This is a genomic window from Sebaldella sp. S0638, from assembly GCF_024158605.1.
Classification (GTDB): domain Bacteria; phylum Fusobacteriota; class Fusobacteriia; order Fusobacteriales; family Leptotrichiaceae; genus Sebaldella.
The window spans coordinates 1-24,116 of record NZ_JAMZGM010000034.1; the positions used below are offsets into that span (position 1 = coordinate 1).

General features: G+C 32.3%; 22 protein-coding genes. 21 read left to right on the plus strand and 1 reads right to left on the minus strand.

The genetic code is table 11. The annotated features are described in order from the left end of the window. The 14 genes from NK213_RS10490 to NK213_RS10555 form a co-directional block, all read left to right on the plus strand. Window positions 1–459 (plus strand): N-acetylmuramoyl-L-alanine amidase (locus NK213_RS10490; protein ID WP_253348912.1); only part of this gene is annotated, 459 nt, incomplete at its 5' end. A 78-nt stretch (window positions 460–537) separates the two neighbouring features. Further along, on the plus strand, window positions 538–1,035 hold the full coding sequence (locus NK213_RS10495; protein WP_253348913.1) for a hypothetical protein: 498 nt from the start codon (window positions 538–540) through the stop codon (window positions 1,033–1,035). A gap of 13 nt (window positions 1,036–1,048) precedes the next feature. Next, window positions 1,049–1,459 carry a holin family protein gene (locus NK213_RS10500; RefSeq protein WP_253348914.1) on the plus strand — a complete coding sequence of 137 codons (411 nt, stop codon included), beginning with the start codon at window positions 1,049–1,051 and terminating at the stop codon, window positions 1,457–1,459. An 811-nt stretch (window positions 1,460–2,270) separates the two neighbouring features. Continuing rightward, complete coding sequence (locus tag NK213_RS10505; RefSeq protein ID WP_253348915.1) at window positions 2,271–5,102, plus strand: N-6 DNA methylase; 2,832 nt, start codon at window positions 2,271–2,273, stop codon at window positions 5,100–5,102. 125 nt (window positions 5,103–5,227) lie between these two features. Beyond that, the gene (locus tag NK213_RS10510; RefSeq protein ID WP_253348916.1) at window positions 5,228–5,668 is read left to right on the plus strand and encodes a hypothetical protein; all 441 of its coding nucleotides are present in this window, start codon (window positions 5,228–5,230) and stop codon (window positions 5,666–5,668) included. A gap of 107 nt (window positions 5,669–5,775) precedes the next feature. Beyond that, complete coding sequence (locus tag NK213_RS10515) at window positions 5,776–6,276, plus strand: phage antirepressor N-terminal domain-containing protein (RefSeq protein ID WP_253348917.1); 501 nt, start codon at window positions 5,776–5,778, stop codon at window positions 6,274–6,276. Between the two features lie 70 nt (window positions 6,277–6,346). Next, the gene (locus NK213_RS10520; RefSeq protein WP_253348918.1) at window positions 6,347–6,481 is read left to right on the plus strand and encodes a CopG family transcriptional regulator; all 135 of its coding nucleotides are present in this window, start codon (window positions 6,347–6,349) and stop codon (window positions 6,479–6,481) included. 117 nt (window positions 6,482–6,598) lie between these two features. Beyond that, complete coding sequence (locus NK213_RS10525) at window positions 6,599–7,588, plus strand: Bro-N domain-containing protein (protein ID WP_253348919.1); 990 nt, start codon at window positions 6,599–6,601, stop codon at window positions 7,586–7,588. Between the two features lie 32 nt (window positions 7,589–7,620). Beyond that, window positions 7,621–7,947, plus strand: a complete 327-nt coding sequence (locus NK213_RS10530) for an MliC family protein (RefSeq protein WP_253348920.1) — start codon at window positions 7,621–7,623, stop codon at window positions 7,945–7,947. 323 nt (window positions 7,948–8,270) lie between these two features. Then, complete coding sequence (locus NK213_RS10535) at window positions 8,271–9,041, plus strand: MBL fold metallo-hydrolase (RefSeq protein WP_253348921.1); 771 nt, start codon at window positions 8,271–8,273, stop codon at window positions 9,039–9,041. Further along, window positions 9,038–9,595 (plus strand): uracil-DNA glycosylase family protein, encoded by a 558-nt coding sequence (locus tag NK213_RS10540; protein WP_253348922.1) that lies wholly within the window; start codon window positions 9,038–9,040, stop codon window positions 9,593–9,595. Before NK213_RS10535 ends, NK213_RS10540 begins: the two co-directional genes overlap by 4 nt. A gap of 99 nt (window positions 9,596–9,694) precedes the next feature. Continuing rightward, the gene (gene ychF, locus NK213_RS10545; protein WP_253348923.1) at window positions 9,695–10,795 is read left to right on the plus strand and encodes a redox-regulated ATPase YchF; all 1,101 of its coding nucleotides are present in this window, start codon (window positions 9,695–9,697) and stop codon (window positions 10,793–10,795) included. 20 nt (window positions 10,796–10,815) lie between these two features. Then, window positions 10,816–11,658 carry a mechanosensitive ion channel family protein gene (locus tag NK213_RS10550; protein ID WP_253348924.1) on the plus strand — a complete coding sequence of 281 codons (843 nt, stop codon included), beginning with the start codon at window positions 10,816–10,818 and terminating at the stop codon, window positions 11,656–11,658. Further along, window positions 11,642–12,262, plus strand: coding sequence for an MBL fold metallo-hydrolase (locus NK213_RS10555; RefSeq protein WP_253348925.1), 621 nt, complete (start codon window positions 11,642–11,644; stop codon window positions 12,260–12,262). The genes NK213_RS10550 and NK213_RS10555 overlap by 17 nt, the downstream gene beginning before the upstream one ends. A 91-nt stretch (window positions 12,263–12,353) precedes the next feature. On the opposite strand, the gene NK213_RS10560 is transcribed toward NK213_RS10555, so the two are convergent. After that, window positions 12,354–13,088, minus strand: coding sequence for a MipA/OmpV family protein (locus tag NK213_RS10560; RefSeq protein ID WP_253348926.1), 735 nt, complete (start codon window positions 13,086–13,088; stop codon window positions 12,354–12,356). 756 nt (window positions 13,089–13,844) lie between these two features. On the opposite strand from NK213_RS10560, the gene NK213_RS10565 reads away from it, so the two are divergent. The 7 genes from NK213_RS10565 (at window position 13,845) to NK213_RS10595 (ending at window position 24,091) form a co-directional block, all read left to right on the plus strand. Continuing rightward, on the plus strand, window positions 13,845–15,344 hold the full coding sequence (locus NK213_RS10565; RefSeq protein WP_253348927.1) for a slipin family protein: 1,500 nt from the start codon (window positions 13,845–13,847) through the stop codon (window positions 15,342–15,344). Between the two features lie 209 nt (window positions 15,345–15,553). Then, window positions 15,554–16,939 (plus strand): hypothetical protein, encoded by a 1,386-nt coding sequence (locus NK213_RS10570; protein ID WP_253348928.1) that lies wholly within the window; start codon window positions 15,554–15,556, stop codon window positions 16,937–16,939. Continuing rightward, entirely contained in the window at window positions 16,920–18,308 is a 1,389-nt protein-coding gene (locus NK213_RS10575) for an HlyD family secretion protein (RefSeq protein ID WP_253348929.1), read from the plus strand. Before NK213_RS10570 ends, NK213_RS10575 begins: the two co-directional genes overlap by 20 nt. A gap of 305 nt (window positions 18,309–18,613) precedes the next feature. Next, window positions 18,614–21,880: an autotransporter outer membrane beta-barrel domain-containing protein gene (locus NK213_RS10580; RefSeq protein WP_253348930.1), complete on the plus strand. Its 3,267-nt coding sequence runs from the start codon at window positions 18,614–18,616 to the stop codon at window positions 21,878–21,880. Between the two features lie 160 nt (window positions 21,881–22,040). Further along, window positions 22,041–23,033: a DUF2185 domain-containing protein gene (locus tag NK213_RS10585; protein ID WP_253348931.1), complete on the plus strand. Its 993-nt coding sequence runs from the start codon at window positions 22,041–22,043 to the stop codon at window positions 23,031–23,033. Between the two features lie 18 nt (window positions 23,034–23,051). Further along, entirely contained in the window at window positions 23,052–23,786 is a 735-nt protein-coding gene (locus NK213_RS10590) for a DUF4241 domain-containing protein (protein ID WP_253348932.1), read from the plus strand. 41 nt (window positions 23,787–23,827) lie between these two features. Next, entirely contained in the window at window positions 23,828–24,091 is a 264-nt protein-coding gene (locus tag NK213_RS10595; protein WP_253348933.1) for a DKNYY domain-containing protein, read from the plus strand. Window positions 24,092–24,116: the final 25 nt, after the last annotated feature.

The following is a 24,116-nucleotide window of genomic DNA, read 5'->3' on the forward strand; positions in this document are numbered from 1 at the left end:
TATGATCTGGTAAATAAATATGTATCTCCATACTTAAAAGAAATGGAAGTAGATCATGAAGTAATAATACAAAGTGAAAGGTTTTCTAAGTTACCGGATGAAATAAACAGAATAAGTACAAAAGATGATATTATTGTATCATTTCACTTAAATTCTGTGGATTACAATGAAGGAAACGGAGTAGAAGTATTTTATTATCCTACGAGCTCAAAAGGTAAGGAGTTAGCCAAATTAATGCTAGATGCTAACCTATGTATAACCAAATTAAAAAACAGAGGAATAAAGCCAAATATGAGTGGAGCGAGAGGACATGCATTATTCCAAAAAACAAAAGCAACGGCAGTATTAATAGAAAGTGGATTTATATCAAATGACAGGGATATAGCCACGCTTAATGCTGTACAGGAACAACTGGGGAAAAGTTATGCCCAGGCAATAGCAGAATATATAAAGGGCTAGAAAGCAAGAAAATAAAGGGTGTCCTTAAAATGATGATTAAGGCCATCCTCTAAAAATATAAAGAAAGAGGTATCAAAAATGAAAATATATATAATATTGGCAGTAGTAATAGCAGTAGCAGGAATATATTTCCTGTACAAGAAAAAGAAATTAAAAGACATTACTGAATATCTGGTAAAAATGTTAGATATCAAAGGTGGTAAGCTATTAAATAAGGTAAAACTGGCAGTCCTTCTGAATACTTTAAGAGCATGGGTATTAAGCAGTACAAGAAATAAAGTCTGGAAATTTATAATAGAATTATTCTGGCCGGAAATAGATTTACTGGAAGTAGCAAAAGAAGTAGTAGTTACAAATAATAAGGACAGTGTAATAAACAGCATACCAGATGTAATAGTATCAAAAACAGTGGATAATATACTTAATAATACTAAATATACAACAAAGGATTTCAATACTTCAACAAACCTTAAGATAACAGAAAAGGACAGGGGATATCTAGAAGGATATATAGAAGGGCAGATAAATAAGTTAGAAGAAGCCAGAGTAGGAATAAAAACGGGGATAAAGTGGTAGAAAGGAGCAGGAGATGAGCAAATTGGATTTGACAATAATAACAACAGGAGTACTGGCAATATTTACATATCTGTTCGGAGCCTTTGATATATTAATACAGGGGGCTTTTATGTTCATTGTATTGGATTTTACAACTGGACTGGTAAAAGCATGGCATAACGGAGTCGTAAGTAGTAGCAGAAGTAGGAAAGGCATACTAAAGAAAACCATGTTTTTATCAATGATATTAATAGGTCATTGGCTAGATAAAGCGAGTTTGATATCTGATAATGGAATGAGTTTTAGAACGCTGGTATTGGTGTTTATAATAGCAAATGAGGGAATATCAATATTGGAAAATATTTCAGAAATGGGAGTACCGATACCGGAGTTTTTGAGAAAAGTATTTGAGAGATTAAATAAGGAAGATGAAGAACCTGATTAATTATTGGGTTCTTTTTAAGAAGACTTGCTTTGCGCATACAAGTTAAAGACAAAAATAATAAAAGTATTATACGATAAAATAATTTTATAGAGAAGTGTGAAGAAGAAAGTAGCATGTGTGTAATCACTTCTCTTAGAAGAGCCTTTAAAGGCTCTTTTAATATAAAAAGACCTCCCAATTAAAGGGAGGTCAGCCAAAAAACGTGGAGACGTTCTTAAATGACAGTTAGCTATTTATCTATTTTCAATTCATATACCTTCTATAATATTTTACCATACAAACTACAAAAAGTCAAGAATTAAATTCATATATAATAAAACCTCCCAATTAGGGAGGTATCTCAAGGAGTTAAAATATAAAACTGTTTCACTACTTGTTATTTATCTCATGCCAATATATTTTTACCATACAAATTAAAAAAGTCAATAGTTTTTATTCAATATTTGACGAATAAAAAAAAATGAGGTAATATCATATTGCAAAGAGACTAGGGGGAGCTTTCTTTTGTAGACATTTTGAATAAAGGTTTTTTTTATTTGTAATAAACGTAAATAAATTTATAGGAAAAGGCAAAAAGAAATCATGGGTAATTATTGGAATTATAATTGTCTTTATAAATTGAAAATAGTTAGAATTTGTACAGAATATAGTAGAATTATAATGCTCTGAGGAGTTTTATATTACTTTTTAATTGACTAAGGACATAAAATTTCATATAATTAATCAATGGTTAGTATAGATTTTTAAAGATATTATACGCAAAAGCCCAGTATTCTTAAGGGTGCTGAACTTAATTTTATGGAGGTATCCTATGTTGAAAGTAATAGAGAGGGATGTGGAAACGACAATAGATTATCAATTGAAAAATTTAAATTGGAAAGATCTTAGAACTGATCCTGAAAGAAATGTATTTAAGCAACAAGCTAAAACAGAGGAACAAAATAAAAAATTAGGAAGTTTAAAGCCTGATTATGTATTATATAAATCAAATAGCAATCAACCTTTAATAGTAATAGAAGCAAAACGGCCAGGAGAGAATATAAATAATGCAATTATTCAAGGTAAAAAATATGCAGATATAATTGAGGCACCCATAGTTATAGCAACAGATGGTGTGTTTACAAAAACACTATATAAGGACGAAATGAAGCCATTAATTATTAATAATGAGGAAGTTGATGAGCTAATAAGAGAAATAACTGCATTGAAATTTTTAAATGAGGGATCATATGAAGTAAGTACGCTTGATAAGAAAGTGATTCAATCCCGTTCAGAACTAATAAATATATTCAAACAATCGAATGATTATTTAAGAAGTGAGGGTTTGACTGCGGGAGTGGAGAGATTTAGTGAGTTCTCAAACATTCTGTTCTTAAAACTTATAAGTGAGTTAGAAGATATTAAAGATGAACTAAATAGTGTTTATGAGCAAAGTATTATTGAAAGAGAATACAGATGGAATTTTTTTAAAAATAAAAAAGGAATAGAATTATTAGACTATGTGAATAATATCGTTTTAAAAAAATTTCAAGATAAATATGATAAAACTATATTTCAACCATTGTTAATAAAAAATCCATATACTTTAGAAAGAATAGTTGGACGATTGGATGATCTTCAGTTAACCGATATTAATTCAGATGTAAAAGGTGATGCGTTTGAGTATTTTTTGCGTTCCTATAACTCTGGGAGCAAGGATTTAGGTGAATATTTTACACCCAGACATGTTATAAAAACTATGGTTAAATTATTAAGCCCCCGGTTAGGTGAAACTGTTTATGACCCATTCTGTGGAACAGGTGGGATGCTAATAGAAAGCTTTAAGCATATTAGAAATTCTATTCCTCAAAACATAAAAGCGATTAATTTATTAAGAAAGGATACAATTTTTGGGAATGAAATAACTAATACTGCAAGAATAACTAAAATGAATATGATTTTAATGGGAGATGGGCATAGTAATATACAAAGAAGAGATAGTTTAGCCAATCCTGTTGAAAGTAAACATGATATAGTTATTACAAATATTCCTTTTGCCCAAACAACAGAATACGGTCATCTATATGATGTTCCAACGAATCAAGGCAATAGTATATGCGTACAACATGCTTTGAAGGCCTTAAAAAATACTGAGAATTCTAGGGCAGCCTTAGTAGTACCAGATGGTTTTTTATATGATAGGAAATACATGAAGACCAGAAAGTTTATAATGGACAGGCACCAATTAAAGAGTGTAATCTCTTTACCAGCAGGTACTTTTAAACCCTATACCGATGTTAAAACAAGCATACTTTTATTTAAAGGTTCCAAAAATCAAGACAAAAAAATATGGCATTTTGCAGTAAAAAATGATGGATACACTTTTAATTCAAAAAGAGAAAAAAAAATAGGTGTCAATGATTTAGATATTTTGATATCAGAAAGAAATAATAATAATGTTGATGAAAAAATTGAGTTCGGTTTCAACTTGTTGGATTTAAAAGATGTAAAAAGTAATGATTATCGATTACTAATAAATGATTACATTTCATATAAGATCGAAAGTAATCATAGAATTGAGAGTTTAGGAAATTTGATATTTGAAAAGAAAGAAAAAGTTAAATCTTTAGATATGGATATATGGACTGTAAGTAATACAGAGGGGTTTGTGAAACAAGAAGAAGTATTTTCTGAAAGGGTGGCTTCTAAGAATATTAGTAACTATAAAATAGTTGGAGAATCTGAATTTGCATATAATCCTTCAAGAATAAATGTGGGCTCAATTGCTTTAAATGAGAGTAATAATTTAGGATGCGTTAGTCCCATGTATGTTGTTTTTGCATGTGATAATAAAAAACTTTATCCAGCATATTTGAAGCATATATTAAAACATGAAAAACTAAAGAAAATAATCCTTGAAAAAGCATATGGTAGTGTTAGAGATACTTTGAAATTTTCTGACCTATGCGAAATAGAAATTCCGTTACCCTCGATTCAGGAACAAAAAATGATCGTATCAGAAATTAATAATTGTGCTCAAATTATAGATGCCTCGGTTTCTATTGTGAAAAATTATAAACCATTTTTAGAAATAAAACCTGATTGGGAAATATACAAATTAGATGAAATATGTGATTTTGAATATGGTTATACTGATACATCAAATACAGACGGTAATGTGAGATATATTAGAATAACTGATATTGATTTTGACGGAACTCTTAAAAAAGAAGAGTCTAAGTATATAAGAAGCAATAATAAAAATGAAAAATTTAAATTGACACAGAATGATTTACTTGTGGCAAGAATTGGAGCTACTTATGGGAAGACTTTACTTTTTGATTCAAATGAAGCTGCTGTTTTTGCATCATACTTAATTCGCTTAAAATTAAATAAAAAAGTTTTGCCCAAATATTATTTTTATTTCTCTTTAAGTGATTATTATTGGGAACAAGTCAGATTGCTTGTTACAGGTGGGGCACAGCCACAGCTTAATGCAAACAGACTGAGTTTATTGAAAATTCCAGTTCCTACTTTGAAAGAGCAACAAAAGATAATTGATCAAATTGATAAAGAGAGACATCTTGTAGAAGCATCTAAAGAAATAATAGAAATTTTTACTCAAAAGATTCATGGTAAAATCAATAGACTTTTTGAAAGCTAGCCAATTTAAGCACTCTACACGGGTGCTTTTTATTATATTGAAATTTAGGGCTTGACATTATAACTTTTTGTGATATAATTGTATTACTAAAACAAATACAAAACGAAATATAGGAAGGAGGAATCATGAGCGAAAATATATCAGATAATGATCAGAAGACAAGTTTAAAATCTTTTCGATTGAAGGAAAAAACGATTGAAAACATTTTAGAACTTACGAAAGTTTTTAAACTGACTCAAGCAGAAGTTATTGATAAAAGTGTAGATTTTTTTTATGGGCGGTATGATCAATTAGAAAAGATAAGTAAGACTTTACATGAAGAGGATTCAGTTACTTTGTATAACACTACAGATTATAATATGTATACAGAGTTTTATATTTTCAAAGACGAAAATGCTAAAAAGAATGGGTATACTTACAGTTGCCATTTTAAAATAAATGATCTGAAACCAATACATCTGTATATACGAAAAATTTCAGATTTATACGATTTAGGACTAAATAAAGATTTTAATATGGCTAAAAAAAATGTAAAATTTAATTTTCCAATATCGGAAGAAAAATAAAAAGTCGGTTCTCGTAAAACCGACTTCAATTGGAGATATAATATACCTCACACATCGAGTATATTATACTCCAAAATTTGAAAAAAATCAAACTTGGAGGTAAAATTATGAAAATCGTAAAAAAAGAAGTGAAATTTAACAGTGATAAAGTATTGGCTGTTATGAAAGATGGGAAACTGTATGTTGGAGTAAGTAATATTTGTTTAAATTTAGGAATGTCACAGGATATGAAGCGTAGACAAGTTAAAAATATTCAAAGTGATATTGTACTTAGGAAAGGGTGTGTCAAATTTGACACAGGGGTATTTGATAAGTATAATCAGGCATTAGCGATAGAACTTGACTATTTACCGTTATGGTTGGCAAAGATTAGAATCACACCCAATATGATTGATGAAAAAAAAGAGTTGGCAAAAAAGCTCGTAGATTACCAACTCCATGCCAAAGATGTCCTTGCAGCAGCTTTTCTGGATAAACCTAAGCAATTATCACTACCGAAACCAAAAGAACATAAAATAATAAAGAAATACTATAATGGTGTACCTGTTATGGGGACAGTGGATTTAGCATTTCTTACAGATAGAGGCTTGATAGTTCTGTATAATTAAAAATAATTCTTGACACGACATGTAGATGTGGTGTATATTAATTATGTAGTTAGGAGGTGTGAGCTTGGAAATGAAAAGGACTCAAATATACCTACCCGAAGAGCAAGTAAAAGAGCTGAAATATATAGCTATAGAAGAAGAAACTAATGTAAGCGAAATAATTAGAAGGCTGGTAGATGAATATTTGAGTAAACGAAAAAAATAGCCTTTACAGTGGTGTGTAAAGGCTATATGTGAGGTATTGTTATAATACCTAACCAACAATTGTATTATAACAAATATCCTCTGAAAAATCAATTTCATAAAAATCGGAGGAATTAAAATGGAAAAATTTGAAATATTTAATAATGAAAAATTGGGAAAAGTAAGAACAGTTACAATTAACAATGAAATCTGGTTTGTATTGACTGATATCTGTAAAATTTTAGGAATAAAAAATATTACTCAAATGGCCAGTAGATTAGACGAAGATGAACGGTCTATGTTTAACATAGGTCGTCAGGGGAAAGCCAATATAATCAATGAAAGTGGTTTGTATAAAGTACTTTTCAGAAGTGACAAACCAGAAGCAAAAGAATTTTCAAACTGGATCACGAAAGAAGTTATACCAAGCATCAGAAAAACTGGAAAGTATGATATTAATCAACCAAAACAACTAACATTACCAAAACCAAAAGAACATAAAATAATAAAGAAATATTATAATGGTGTGCCTGTGATGAGTATGAGGGATTTAGCGTATCTTGTAGGATGCTCCCTTTATACTGTACACCATTATGCCGGAGAAAATAAAGTTCTGATAAACGGTCACAAGATGGTAAATTTTAAAAAAGAAAACCCTAATTTACCGAAAACACTAGCCAATATGGTGATTCTCTACAGGGAAGAGGTAATAAGTATTATAAGAAGAACAGGTACACTTGGGAGATTACAAAATCAAATATCAGCTTATTTTGACAACATTACACCTGAGGTATCAGACGAGGGGACAGAACACCCCATTGCAGACCAAAATATGAAAGCAGAAAAGCTTCTGCAGGTTCTCCCACATATTACAGAAGAAGGTTTGAAAAATCATGTGGTCACAGAAGTGATTCGACTTATAGATAATAAGATACTGGAAGAATACAAAAATGGGAGCCTTGGTATGAGATTTATAGATAGTAGTGAGAAGATAATTGAAATGCATGAGTTTAATAATTTCAAAATGACTTTAGTGAAAACTGATAAACCTATAGAAGAATTCATTAGTCCAAACTATACAGTGTCAAATGTACAGGGTAATAAATTAATTGTTGAAAAAATTAAGTGATTTAAAGTATAATGAGTTAGACCAGTTATAAAATGTCAAGGAAAAAAATAATAATTTTAGCAATGTTTCTTGTCTTATTAGTTGACTGCAGTAATGTTTATCAAGCAGAGAAGAAGCCTAGAAAAGTAAATTATACATGCCCTTATGACTCAGCTTTAACGATTGAGTATAGCGCAGATGGGAAAACTGCTATATTGAGAGATCAGCAGGATGAGACATTTGATTTCAAAAGAAAGGTTTCAGCAAGTGGTGCTTATTATGAAAGTGACAACGGAGTTAACTTCCATGAAAAAGCAGGAAAGCTTCTTATAGAATTTGTAAAAGATAATACTGTTGAGTGTAAAGAATATAAAAAATAAGACCGGATTTTTCCGGTCTTTTAAAATACTCGGAATTATATCGCACAATTTCAACATCTGACATACAGCAGACAAAAGTATGTTCTAGGCTATGAAAATAGTTAGAACACAATTATTTCTTAAATAATGTATTAGAATATCCTTATAAAAACAGCTTTGGGAACAATAAAATACAATAAGAAATCGGAAAACGCATGTTTGTTAAAAAAAACTAATAAAAAAGAAAGGTAAAATATTTAATTATCTAAATAAAATTCAAAATGGATTGATAATCAAAATTATGATATAATGAAAGTAAATTATTTTTTTTGTGAGGAAATAGAATGAAATTTTCAGTATTAGGGAGCAGCAGCAGCGGCAATTCCAGTTATATAGAGATGGGTAATAAAAGATTTTTAATTGATGCAGGTTTCAGCGGAAAGAGGACAATAGAAAAACTGGAATCAATAGACAGAGATATAAGTGATATTAACGGCATACTGATAACACATGAACACAGCGACCATGTGCAGGGACTGGGGGTACTCAGCAGAAAACACGACATACCGATATATATTTCCAGACAAAGTTATTACAGTATAAAAGAAAAGATAGGGAAAATAGAGGATAAAAATCTTAATTTTATAGAACAGGACTTGATATTCGGGGAATGTTTCGTAAAGAGCTTTGATGTAATGCATGATGCAGAGAGATGTCTGGGGTTTTCATTTGAATATAACAGTAAAAAACTTACTTATGCAAGTGATATAGGATTTGCAGATAAAGTAGTAAAAGAGAATTTTAAGAACAGCGATGTTATTGTTCTTGAAAGTAACTATGACCTTAATATGCTTATGAACGGCCCGTATCACTGGAATCTGAAAAACAGGGTGAAAAGTAAAAACGGCCATTTATCAAACGGGGAAGCAGCGAAATTAATTACAGAAGTAGCAACAAGCAGACTGAAAAAAGTATATCTGCTTCATATAAGCGGTGATAACAATACTCCCGAACTGGCGTATAATACAGTAAAGGAGCTTTTAGACAGGGAAAGAATCAATGTGGAGCTGGAAGTGGTAACTGAGAAAGCAACAATTATATATGAGGTATTATGATGAATATTTGGGATGAACTGGAAATGGAAATAAATATATGCCACAAATGCCCCCTTGAAAAAGTGAGAAGCAATCCAATACTGGGAAAAGGGGACAAAACAAGCAAAGTAATGTTTATTTTGGATCAGATAAGTGAACAGGAAGATAACAGGGGAATACTTTTGATAGATAAAAAAGGGGAGTATTTTTTGAAATTTCTTGAGTTTTCAAAATTTGAGACTGATAAGGTATATATGACAAATCTTTTTAAATGTACTGCCAGAGGGGAACTTGCCGAAAAGAGGATAATAAAGGCATGTGAAGAATATCTGCTCGCACAGATAGCGCTTGTGAATCCCCAGATTATAGTAACAGTAGGTGAACTGGTAACAAGGCAGTTTATAAAAGAAGATTTTAATGATATGAGAGACATTGTAGGAAAGGAATTTCCTTACGCAGGGGGGATAAGAATACTTCCTGTTTATGATTTGCTGTATTTATTCAAAGCTACTGACAAGGAAAAATGGCAGCTGGTAAAAATACTGGAAAAGCTGAATAAAATACTGGAATCTTAAAGTGAAAAATTACAATAAAATTGATCAAATAAGGTAAAGAAAACCGGAAGTATCGCATAAAAGCATAATGATCCGGAAAACCAGAAGGAGAAGAAATAAATGATAGGAATAGGAATAGTAGGACTTCCTAATGTAGGAAAGTCTACTTTATTTAATGCAATTACAAAAACACAAAATGCCGAGGCGGCAAATTATCCGTTTGCAACAATAGAACCAAATATAGGAATGGTAAGTGTACCTGACACAAGACTGGATGAACTGGCAAAGATAATAAACCCGCAGAGAACAATGGGAGCAACTGTAGAATTCATAGATATAGCAGGACTTGTAAAAGGAGCTTCAAAAGGTGAAGGACTTGGAAACCAGTTTCTGACAAATATCAGAAATACTGCTGCAATATGTCAGGTAGTAAGATGTTTTGATGATCCCAATATAGTACACGTAGAAGGTTCTGTAGATCCCATAAGAGATATAGAAACTATAAATGCAGAACTTATTTTTGCTGATTTAGACACAGTAGAAAGAGCTATGCAGAAAAATATAAAACTGGCAAGAGGCGGGAATACAGAGGCAAAATCGCTGGTAGCTGTTTTAGAAAAATGTAAAAAAGAACTTGAAGAATTTAAACTGCTGAAAAATTTTGAATTTGACGAAAATGAAGAAGAACTTCTAAAAACATATCAGCTCCTTACAAAAAAGCCTATGATGTTCGCAGCCAATGTATCAGAAGAAGATTTGGCAAAAGGGACTAATGAATATGTAGAAATAGTAAGAGAATTCTCAAAGCAGTATGACAGCGAAGTAGTAGTTTTTTCAGCTAAAGTGGAAGCAGAACTTATAGAAATAGAAGACGAAGAAGAAAGACAGGAATTCATAGACGAACTGGGAATAACAGAGCCAAGTCTTAACAGACTTATAAGAGCCGGGTTTAAGCTTCTTGGGCTTATAACGTACTTTACAGCAGGTGAAAAAGAGGTAAGGGCATGGACAGTAAGACAAGGAACAAATGCACAGAAGTCCGCGGGAGAGATACACACAGACATACAAAAAGGATTTATCCGAGCAGAAGTAGTAGCTTATGATAAGTTCATAGAGAATAACGGCTGGCAGGGTTCTAAGGAAAAAGGAGCGATGAGACTGGAAGGTAAGGAATACATAGTAAATGACGGAGACGTGATGTATTTCAGATTTAATGTTTAGGATAAAAAGGAGAACAAAGAATGAAATTTGATATTAAACAGCTCACACTGGATAATCTGATGAGAATTTTGGAAAAGCACGGTTTGAATATAATAGTGGCTCTGACTGTGTATTATGTGGCAAGATACGGTAAAACATATATTGACAAAGCAGTTAACAAGTTTTTGGAAAAAAGCCGTATAGAGAGAAGCATATCAAGTTTTATAAAATCAATTTATTCACTCATATATTATGTGATTTTATTTTATATAGTTATAGATATAGTAGGTATAGATCTTTCATCAATAACTACATTATTAGGAGCTTTGGGAATTGTTCTCGGTTTTGCCTTTAAGGAAACACTGGGGAATTTTTGCGGAGGATTGATGATTCTTGTATTTAAGCCTTTTAAAATAGGACATGTGGTGGAATACGGAAAATATACCGGTGAGATAATATCAATAGAATTATTTTATACAAGAATGAAAAATTTTCAAAATGAACTGATAATTATTCCAAATGGGATAGTCACAAACAATGTAATTAGAAATTTATCAAAAAATAAAGTGAGAAGGCTCGATCTGACCTATGGTGTAGGCTACAAAAGCGATATACGCCAGGTGAAAAAAATATTGGATGAAATAATAGCCGGACATCCAAAAATTCTTAAAAGTCCGGAGCCTGTTGCAAGATTAGGTGAAATGGGTGATTCCGCATTAAAATTTGTTGTATATGTTTATGTAAAAAATGAAGATTATGGAATTGTAAAATATGATTTGAATGAGGGAATAAAAATAAAATTTGATGAAAATAATATAGAAATCCCATTTCCGCAAATGGATATATATATCGGCAAGAAAGAGAGTGATGAGATTGGAAGTTAAGCTTTTTGTAAATATGGATACACAGGGAAACACTTATCTGGTTATAGATGATGAAAAAAACTGCTGTGTAATAGATCCCGGAAGTCTGAAAATGAAAAAAATAGTTGCATATATGAAAGAAAACGATCTTAATCTTACCGGAATACTTCTTACACACGGTCATTATGACCATATAATAGGTGTTCCTGATATAATTGATTATAAAAAGGTTCCTGTTTACATAGGAGAGAAAGACATTGAGTTTTTATATGATTCTACATTATCATTGTCTTTATGGTATGATCTTGATTTTAGACTTTCCAAAAATGTGGAAGTAATAGGAGTTAATGAAGGAGATAAGGTATGCGGGCTTGAAGTGATTGCCACTCCGGGGCATACTCAAGGCGGTGTATGTTATCTAAACAGAGAGGAGAAGTTTCTGTTTTCCGGAGATACTATTTTCAAAATGACATACGGAAGAACAGATTTTCCCAGCGGAAGTCTTTCGGCACTAAGAAAATCAATCAATAAAATAATGGAACTGGACGGAGATATAGTAGTTTATCCCGGACACGGCGGAGAAACTGAAATAAAGGAAGAAAGAGTTTATCACGTTTTCAGTTAGGAAAATAAGAGTATAAATTATTAAAATAAAAAATGAGGGTACTTCTAAAAAGAAACCCTCATTTTATTTGTTAAAATATTTTTTGATTACATTAAAATCCAAATTTGTAGTTTAGACCAAATAAAATAGAGAAATTACCGCTTCCTCTTGTAAGCGGACTGTCTGATATTTCATTGGAATATTGGTTATATTCTCCTGAAAATATAAGTTCCACATTATCGGTAATATTGGAATATCCTTTAATACCTGTAGCTATTTTGTAAGAACTTCCCGGAACATACGGGTCAATATTAGTCAGTTTTGCTGCTTCACTGTCTGTAATTCCGAAATAATAGTTGGTATAGTTCTGACTGAAATACTGCATATTTATAAAAGGAGCCACAAGAGTATTTTTCCCCAGCGGGAGAGGCTGTGCGACCTCAAGTCCTGCAAGAGTCCCGTTACTTTTATTAAGTATGTCTGTGGAAACAAAACCAGTGAAAGTAACCTTAGTAGGACCTGCAAAATACCACCCTCTTAATCCAATATGAAGATCATCTTTCCTGTCATCCATATTTTTCAGATAGTCCTTAAAATCACCGGAATCATAACCTGTAAAAAGATTATACCTTCCGTAAACAGTAATTCTGAGATCTTCATCCTTATATAAATGATAACCTGCTTCAAGGGGAGCAATAAAATAAAAGTTGTTATATTCCAAAGCTGCCGCAGGAAGAGGGTAAAACTGGTATTTATCTTCAAAATTGTAGATATCTTTTCTAAAAAATCCACCTAACCCTATTTTTAAATAGTTTTCTTTTGAGTATGCAAAAGCTGAAATAAACACAAGAAAAATAATTACTTTTTTCTAAACAAACCTCCAAAAGTTTTTAATATGAACATTATACCATAAATTGACTGTTAAAAAACTGAAAGTTTTCTGAAATATAAAAAAAGTCAATAAAAATGTTTGTTTACTTTTAAAAAATATTTACAATTCTATAATAAAATGATATCCTAAATAGAATATGGGATAATAGTTTAATGGGAAAACACCGATAAAAAAACAGAGTATCATTATGTGAGGATCATGTCATTGTGATCCCGTGCTTGGAATATTATTCTTTGAGTATCTAAAATAATGAGAAAAGTTTTGGGAATATTAGTTCGAATCTAATTTGTTCCACCATGTAATTGGAAGATTTGGTTCAAATCCAAAACAGGATCTCGTATCCTGAAAGCTAATTGGTAAGCATCCAACTTATTTACGCGTTTGACTCGGGATTAAAAGTGCGAAACAGCCAATCTGTAAAATTGGAAATGTTAAAAACAAAGTAGAAAAAAATAAGGTATTCAGGGAAAAGCCCGTATAAATGCCTGGCATTTATACCGTTGTAAAAATTCTGTACTTCGGCAGATACCGCATTACGAATCTTTTTATCTAAATTATCCGTGTTTTATAAGACTATTTGCAGGCAACTAATGTAGATTTTCTATAAAATTACTGTTTTTTTACATATAAAGATAAGTAAAGCTTAAGCCGGATTCCATTTCTGCAGTGGAGTGGGAATTTCCCGAAAATACCTGTTAAAAAGGAGGAATAATGAAGTATATAGTAAATGAGGGACAAAGAGCTTTGGTCTTTAAGGACGGAAAGCTCGTAGATTATTTGAAAGAAGGAATTTACAATAATTTTGGCTTTTTTAATAAAAATTTTGAAGTATATGAATGTGAAGGTTTGCTAAAGGCAAAAATAAAACTTGATATTTTATTAAAAAATGAAAAACTGAAAGAAGAACTTGATGTAGTGGAAGTGGATGAACACGAACTTCTTTTATATTATAAGGATAATAAATTTTCAGGGGCTTATTATCAGGGAAAATATGCTTTCTGGAAAGTTCTGGGTGAAAATAGCTTTAGAAAGCTGGACTTAACACAATTATTTAAGATAGATACAAAATTAAAAAATGTATTTTCACAATGGACACTGAGTTCATCATTTGATACAGTGGAAGTGGAAGACTACAATATGGCTCTTTATTATAGAAACGGCATATTTGAGGATGTATTTTTTGAGGGTGAATATGCAGTTTCCAAAAAATATTACAGAAACAGCTTTACAAAATTCGATTTGAGAACACCAATTGTATATAATAACACAATGAAAAAGATGTTTGATAAAAATCCGGGACTTATAGATAGTTTTGATGTAAAGAAAGTAAAGGAAAAAGAACTTTTGATATGGTCTCAAAATGGTATTTATAAAGGGAAATATCTTACAGGGGAATATTTATTCTGGAATAAGCTGGAAAAAAATGAATTTGATATTATAGATCTGAATATGGAAGGTGAAATTGATAAAAAATATCACAATATTCTGGAAAGACTAGCAGGAGTGTATTCAAAATTTGATATAAAAGATTATGAAGCAGGTCTTTTGATAAAAAACAGCCAGTATGAAAAAACTTTGACGCCGGGAATTTATTATTTCTGGAACGGTACTGATAAAAAAGAGCTTATAAATGTGGATTTGCGTTTGAAACAGCTGGATTTACAGGGGCAGGAAATTCTAACAAAGGATAAGATCACGCTAAGGCTGAATTTTGTTACACAATACAGAATAACCGATCCTTTGAAGAATTACAAAAAGATAAATAATCTTGAAAATCAAATTTATATACTTCTTCAGATTGTACTCAGAGAATATGTAGGAATGCAGAATCTGGAGCAGCTTTTGGAAAATAAAAATGAAATAGCGGAATTTGTTCTGAACAGAATAAAAAAAGAGGAAGAAAAATACGGGGTGGAATTCATAGAAGCAGGAATAAAAGATATAATTCTTCCGGGAGATATAAAAGAAATTCTCAATACAGTTCTTATTGCAGAAAAGAGTGCATTAGCAAACACTATAAAGAGACGGGAAGAAACAGCTTCTACAAGAAGTCTTCTGAATACCGCAAAGGTCATGGAAGAGAACAAAACTCTGTACAGACTGAAAGAAATGGAATATATAGAAAAGATAGTAGAGAAAATAGGAAATATAGAGATAAGCGGAAATGGAAATATATTGGAAGAACTGGGGAAAATATTTTCCAGAAAATAAATTTTTTAATGCTCCTGCAGACAGTAAAAATAGCAAAATGCAGGAGCATTTTTCCTTTATTTTATAATAGTGCATTTCATATAATTGACACTAATACGGTACTTTTAGTATAATAAACAATAAGAGGTTAACATATCTAAAAATTTATTTTCTTCAAAACGGAGATTTAAATATGTTAATATCTAAAATTTCCAACAGGAGGGTAAATATTGAAAAATAAGATTATAGTTTTGCTGATCTTTACGGGCATTGTATCATTTTCCAACAAAGCAAACACTTTGAGCCAGGATTATAAAAATATAATAGAGCAGGCTAAAAAAGATGCAAAGATTGATTATAAACTATTATACGGGTATACAAACAAGTGGTGGACAGGGTATAGTGACGAGACACTGAATAATTTTATAAGCAGTGCATTTACTGCAAGCACAAATGCTAAAACTATGCAGAAAAAAATGACAGACATACAAAGCAGTTTTAACAGAACAAAGAAGGAAGAAAATACAGATAAACCCGAAAGAATTAGTAAAAAAAATAATGAAGTAAAGCTTGTTTCAGGTGATTTTTACGGGCCTGACAGTTTGAAAATACGTTTGATTTATCCAGGGGATCTGATAAACAGGCTGGATGCTATGACAACAAATAAAAATTCCGAGCTGGAAGTATTAGAGCTTGCGGCAAAGTGGGCTTCAAGCAGTGTTTCTATGCTTGCGGCAAAATTATACGGGTATTATATATATCTTGAGAATGAAGAAAGAAACATAAAAGAAAGACTTGATATTCTTGTAGAACTGGAAAAACTTGAGGAAATAAAATTAAGCCTGAAACGAGGCGACGGGGAAAGCCTTATAAATGTCCAGAGCCTGAAAACAGCACTGGAAAATCAGCTTACAGAAAATGCGGCAAATAGAAGAACAACTGAAAGAAGTATGGAAATTCTTCTTGGCGGAAATAAACAGGGAGTAAAAAATATCACTGCAGGTATAAAGAGCAATCCTGATACAGAAATATACACAAAAATAAAAAGACCGGACAAAATAGCATCAGATAGTATAAAGGACAGAGTGGATGCAGGATTTTATTATATGATAATAAAAGCGGAAAAAGAAAGTCTTTATCCGTATACTGCATCAGGTTATGACAATTTCTGGATTACAGGTGACGGTGAAAATATAACAGCATATGAACAAACAGCAAAAAGAGAAAAAATAACTGACAGTCTGTACTTTCAGAGATATGAGGAAAACAGCTATTTTGATCAGAAACCTGCAGCTGCATTGCTGAAATCAATGAAACAATATAATGATACAATAATAAATTCATATAATGAAGTAAACTCAGCTTTGGGAAATGCTAAATCAGCTTATTCAGACTTTGTAAATGATAATAAAATTTTTGAAGAGCAGAAAAATATTTTTGCAGATAAAAAAAATAAGCTGGATGCCGGAATGGTTTCAAAATACGATTATTATAACATTCAATATAATTATCTGACACAGGAACTTAATAATATACAACTTGGTTTTAAATCATTTATCAGTGAGGTAGATTTTATCTACAGTTTAGGAGGTCAGAATGGAACCAACAAAAAATAAAAAAAGTAATATAAACAGAGTAGAAATGGTATCAGAAGACAGAACAAAATATTTTGGGGAAATTACTTCCCAGACAAAGCAAAACCGGATAGAACCGGAAAGTGAAAAAACAGATTTGAATATAAATGTTCCTAAAAATCTGAACACTCCTTTGACAATAAGTAAAAAAAATATAGATGAGTATCAACAGGGAAATCATCAGGAATATAAAGGGGATGCAAGAAAACTTCTGTTTGCAGTGCTGTTTCTTATTGCAGCCGGAGCAGCAGGGGGAGGAATTTATTATTTCAGAGACAAAATTTCTATAAAAATACCTAAAGCTGCCAAGGCAGAATCAAAAGAAATAAAAGGGCTTGTAAACGGGGATTCCAAAACTGTTGTTTCACAAATTAACGGAAAAATAACAGAAATGAATTTGGGAAAAGGAACACCGGTGAAACAGGGAGAACTTCTAATAACAGTGGAAAATCCGGAATATAAAAATGAGCTTGATAAAGCGGAAAAAGAACTGAGAGCAGCATTGACAAGAAATGCCTATACTCAGGTAACAACAGAGGAAGTAAAGGCTGTACCCGTGACTACAAAGAAAACAGTAGCATCAGCCGGGAAAAAAACATATTCTAAGGAAATACTTATAGCCGAGGAAAAATTTAGAAACGACAGGGAAGCATATAATGCCGGTCTGATAAGCAGAGTGGAATATGAACAAAGTCTTGCTGAAATTAACAGAGCCAGAGAAAGAGAGAAAAACGGGCCTTCGGCTGTTGTCACAGAAACAAAGGTAGTAAATACCAAAGTTGCCAATAAAAAGATGATTCCCGTAGAAAAAGAAAAGGTACTGGCAGCTCCAGAGGTAACAGCAGCAATAGAGAAATATAAAAAAGCTTTTATTAATTATGAAAGTACAAAAATATTTGCGGTGAATTCAGGAGTAACAACAGAATTATATGTAGCTCAGGGACAGGAGATAACTCAGGGGCAGGAACTGTTTAAAACAGTTAATTCAAATTATCTTTATACAGATGTCATGATTCCTACTAAAGAACTGGGCAAGGCAGTAAAAGGCAGTATTGTGAAACTCATAAGCAGTGTGGATAACAAGGAATATGAAGGTGTAATAATAAATATAAAACCAATACCTGAAAAAGGGATAAATTCTGTAAGAATAGCGGTAAATAACAAAGGGAAAAAAACATTAATCGGTATAGGAAGCTATGTTGATGTAAAAATTACCAAGAAAACAGCCTCTCAGGATCTGCTTGCATCATTGGAAAACAGTCAGACAGAAAGTAAGAAGAATACTGCTGTTGCATCAGGAGAGGATGCTGAGAAAAAAGTTCAGGAGATAATAGGAGAAATTTTAAAATAATAAAAAAAATTATAAATAACAAAAATTTTTTATGAAATAATTCTAAAATAACCAGTTTATATTTTAAAAAATTAAGGATTGAATTTTGTATTGCATAGAATTCAATCCTTTTAATTTTAGTAATAAAGCGTAAAGATATAGTTTTTAAAATTGTAAATGTAACATTTTTGTATCATGTTTATTTAAGAAAAATTATTAAAGAAATTTTTTTTCGTTAAATAGATTGACAACATATAAACTAATTTGTTAGAATGTGTAGACTAGAAAAAATTAAACGATCGGAAGGTAAAGAAAAAGAAATGTTTTTGAAGAGAAAAAAAAGAACGGCAGCATTAGTGGCAATATTTCTGGCGTGTGGAATTATAACGAAAACAGAAGAAGTTAAAGATGAATTTCTATTATTAGGGACATATTTTAGAAATTTTTCAAACAAATCTGAAAGCAGCCAAAAGAATAATAAAGAGACTGACAGTGGTGTTATACCTGACCCAGATTCAGACCCAATTCCTGATCCAACTCCTGATCCTGACCCAACTCCGGTTTCAGACCCGTTTCCGGTGGTAAAAGAAGACAGTATAGTAAAGGCAGAGAAAAATAAAAGCGGAGAAATACTGAGATATTACGTTTCAGATGATATTAGTTCATTAAATCACGAAGCATTGTGGATGACAGACAAAAATACATTTGTATATAATAATAAAATTCTTCATTCAGATTCAGATTACACAGTATTAGTGGAAAATGAGGCATATTTTGAAAATAATGGAACAATAACAGGGGAAAATGCAGGAGTAAAATTATCAGGAAATTCCCAAATGGTAAACAATTCTGTGATAGCAAATTCAGGTGATAAAGGTGTGGAAGTAACAGAAGGTTCATCATTTGTGAATAACGGAACAATAAGAAACAGCAGAAATTATGGGATTTTAGTAAATGGAGCAAATTCAGAAGCTGTAAACGGTTTTTCCGGAATAATAGAAAATGGAGATATTAGTGATAAAAATACCGGACTTGCGGGAATATATGTAACAGAAGGCGGTACAGGAAGAAATGAAGGAACAGTAAAAAATACTTCTTATTACGGGATGTATATAACAGGTACTGATTCCAGAGGAATAAATGAAAGCAGCGGAATTATCAGCAACGGAGCAGCAAGCGGATATGGATATTTTGGAATGTATGCTGATAATGCAGGAACTATAATAAACCGTGGTTTGATAATTAACTCTAATTGCAGAGGTATGTATGCCAAAGGAGTAGGAACCACAGCAATAAATGAAGAAAGCGGAATCATAAGAAATGGGACAGCATCTACCGCTTATGTATATGACATAGCAGGTATGCAGGCAGTCTCAGGTGCTACAGCCATAAATAAGGGGAAAATTGAGACAATAGGAATGTACGGAATGACATCGACATATGCCGGATCTCATGCTATTAATACCAGTACAGGTGTTATCGCAAATACAAAACTATATGGTATGTATTCAGAAGCTGGAGGAAAAGCTACTAATTACGGTGAAATAAGAAATGATCAGGATGGAATGTATGTAACCGGTACAGGGAGTACAGCCGTTAACGAATCTACAGGTATTATAAAAAATACAGGTTATTATGGTATGCGTGCTATGAACGGAGGACATGCATCAAATAAAGGCATAATACAGAATACTTTTTCCAATGGAATGTATGTACAAGGGAAAGATTCGGTTATAGTCAATGAGAACGGCGGAGTTATACAAAATAACGGGAGTTCCGGGATGAGTGTAATGGATAAGGGAACAGCATATAACTATGGAATAATAAGAAATACAGGCGACTCAGGAATGGATATATTCAGCGGAACAGGATATAATTACGGAACAATAGAAAATAAGGGTAATTACGGAATGAGTATCACAGGAAGTTCAACAGCGGTAAACAGCGGCACAATACATTTGATCGGTAACAATAAAACAGGAGTTTCTGTATCTTATTCAAATTTCATAAATGATGGTACGATTATTCTTGAAGGAAACAATAATATAGGAATAAAAGCTGTAAAAAGTACAGTGAAATTAACCCCGAATTCTGTAATTACTCTGACTAACGGAACTGAAACAGATACAGTAACTGCTGAAAATACTGACTTTGCGTCAAAAGGTGCAGAAAATGTAAGTTCATTAGGGAAATTTTATTCTCTTGATTCCGAGTCAACTCTTATAAACAGCGGGTCCATTCTTGGCAAGACAGTAAATATATATGGCGGCGGAAAATTCGTACTGGATAGTAAAACAGGAAATATACAGGCAGATAATCTGATTTTAGATAGTAATATGTATGTTAATTCACAGAGAACACTTGATTCTTCAAAAAACATTTATGAAATGAATAATCTCAATGTGGGAAATGTGACCGGAGACGGGAAAATCATATCAGAATCTAAAATATTTACAGTAAATGCAGATAAAACAAGCAGCGGATATAAAGTTACCCTGACAAGAAAGAATTTTCAGGATATTTTTTCAGGAGATCTGGGAAATGTACTGGAAGCTAACTATGAAGGGTCAGAAAATAATAAGACGAAAAACAGCGTGTATAACGCATTAAAACAGATAAACAGCAGTGAAGCCCTGAAAACAGCCTCAGATGAACTGACGGCGAATGCATTGACGGGAAATCAGGTTTATCAGCAATATACACAAAATAAAATGATAAATAACAGTTTGAATACAATGCTGATCAAAAGAAACGAAAATGTAAGCGGAACATATGTTAATATCTTTGGAAGCAATTCAAATATAAATGACCACGATGGTATAAGCGGGTATAAAAGCGGAACATCTGGAATTCTCTTGGGGAGAATGGAAAAAATAGCTGAAAAAACTGCAATAGGAGGATTTCTCGGCTATATAAATGCAGAATATAATTATAAAGACAGCGGCGATTCACAACAGATTTCCGATACATGGATTTTGTCAGGTGCAGTAGAACAGGAACTAACACCAAACTTAAAGTGGACATCAATAATAAGCTATAATACAAGTGATAATGATACTGAAAGAAAAGTAACATATGACGGCAGCAATACAGCTTTAACAGGAAACTTCCGTTCATGGTCGCTTGGAGGAAGCACTATGTTGGAATATGGACATAAAATTAATAACTATATCACATTAAAGCCGACAACTGGTATAATTCTTGACTACATAGAGCAAAGTGCATATAGTGAAGAAGGCGGAACCGGAGCAAGTGTGGAATCATATAACGGATTTTCTGTAAAAGCAGCAGCAGGAATCAGAGCAGATTTCACAGCATATAACAGTAAAAACAATAAATTCATGATACAGCCAAAGATGCTTTATACATATGAAATGAGCAGCCCTTATGACAATAAACATGTAATAATGAGCGGATTTGACGGAAATATAGGGATGAATAGCAGAACAGCAGATAAAAATGATCTGAATCTCGGAATAGATTTACAGTATGTGTATAAAGATAATTTATCATTATATGCAGGTTATGAAAGCGGAGTATTTTCAGATGACAGACTGGCAGCAGTAACAGCCGGATTTAAAATAATGTTTTAATATACAATAAAACCATATCGAAATTGAAATAGAATTTTGGTATGGTTTTTTTTAATATCTGAAAATAAAAAGGTTAGTATATCAGAGAATAGTGTAAAGTTTGACTTGAAGACTTATTATGTTATAATAATAGAAACAAAAAAAGTAAAGAGGGTATTTTATGGAAAATAAAAATGAAGTTTTTTTCTATGATGAAAATGAAATAGACATTTTGGAAAATCATATCGGAGAGTTTTTCGGGGAATTTTCCAATGTATTTCATGAAATGATTTCGCCTGATATTCATGTAGATATTGCAATAATACCGCCTGATGAAAAAAGAGATTTTTATACTCTTGTGACTATGGGAATGGGAGCATATATAATGAATGTTCCTGACGGGTTAAAAGGATACAGGCTGGAAAGAGCCGAATTAATGGTGACGCTTCCTTCTGACTGGGAAGTACAGAATACAGATGAAAAATGGTACTGGCCTGTAAGATGGCTGAAAATTCTTGCCAGATTTCCTCTGGAGGAGAACACATGGCTTGGCTGGGGACATACTATTCCGAATGGAGAACCTTTTGCTGAAAATACAGGGCTTTCAGGGATTTTACTTTTGAATCCTTATTCAGAAAATGAAAAAGCAGGAAGCCTATCTTTGCCAAATGGCGATATAGTGAACTTTTACCAGATGTTTCCGCTTTATAATGAGGAGATGGAATTCAAAAGGGAGAATAATGCAGAGGTACTTTTAGATCTGTTTGGTGACGATTTCGACCATGTGGTGGATATAAACAGAGAAAATATAAAGGAATGGAAACCAATAAAAGATTTTTATCTGAAAAAAGAAGAGATTAAAGATATTCTTCAATGGGAAGGTGCTGCCGGATGTTTTGCCACTGACAGAATAACAGTCAGCGGAGAAAAGGTAGGATATATGTACAGGGAAATACCGGATTTTGACGGAGACAGCGTATGGCGTTTTACTGCCGGAGACGAAACGGATGAATATATGGAAAATCCTGATAATTCAGGAATTTATCATCTGAATACAATAGCTAATTACGATACTGACATTATCCCTTTTTTGATGTCAGGGATAAATACAGCATTTATGAGGGATGAGAATGGAGAATTTCAGGAAGTAGAAAACTGGGAACCGGAAGAATAATAATGGAGGGAGAAAATTATGAGACCAACAAATGAATGGATGGAAATATGGAAGAAAAAAAGAGAGGTTTTATCATGTCCAAATGATTTAAATGAATATTTTGAGCTGGATGAAATAGCCGGACAGAAGCTGGACAGACTTTCTTTCGGGAAAGTATCCTTGCCAAGCGGAGAAATTTTGGTAAGAGATCCTCTTGTGTATCTGAATAAAGATGAAGAGCCTTATTTTGAAAAAGTTCCCGCAGGAGAATTTGAAGCAGTAGGGGCAGTTATTTTATCAGAGGAAGACTGTGCAAGATATGCTGCTGTCAGAGTAAAGTTCAATGAAAATAAAGCTGTGAGATTCGGAGAAGCTCTATTGGGGCATGAAGATATAAGCGATCTTGAAGAAGGGGAGTATTTCGGTTTTAATGTAGATGCAGGATTGGGAACTATACTTGATAAAGAAACACTTATTGCTTTTGACGAATTTTTTATGAACTGGCATGAGGAAAATCCAGAAGGAAATATCTATGATGATTATTTTGCAGATATTTTCAGCAAAAATTATAAAGAAAACCCTAAATATCAGCGTGAGGGCGGAGACTGGATAAACTGGTGCGTACCTGGTACGAATCTTCATATGCCTGTATTTCAAAGCGGTTTCGGAGACGGAACTTATCCTGTTTATTTCGGTTATGATGAAAATGATAAGATATGTTCTCTGGTAATACAATTTATAGATATAAAAATGGCTTTCGAAGATGAAGATTAAGAAATAGGTATTACTTATAAAAAATATAGAGGAGGAAAAATATGAAAAAGAAGTTATTTATTTTAGCAGGATTATTTATGTTTTTTCAGTTTGGATTTTCTCTGAGCTGCTTTTTTCCGCATTATAGTTTTGGGGAAAAGAAAGTGACATATATAGGTTTGGGTGAACAGGTGAATGTGGACAAAGCTGATATCGAGACTTTTAAGGATCTGGACGGAGTATTTGGTGCAGATAAAAACTATATTTATTATCTGGGGAAACCGCTGAAAAACATAGACAGAAATACTTTTGAAGTTACGGGGTGATATATTCCTGTACCAAATGATCCTA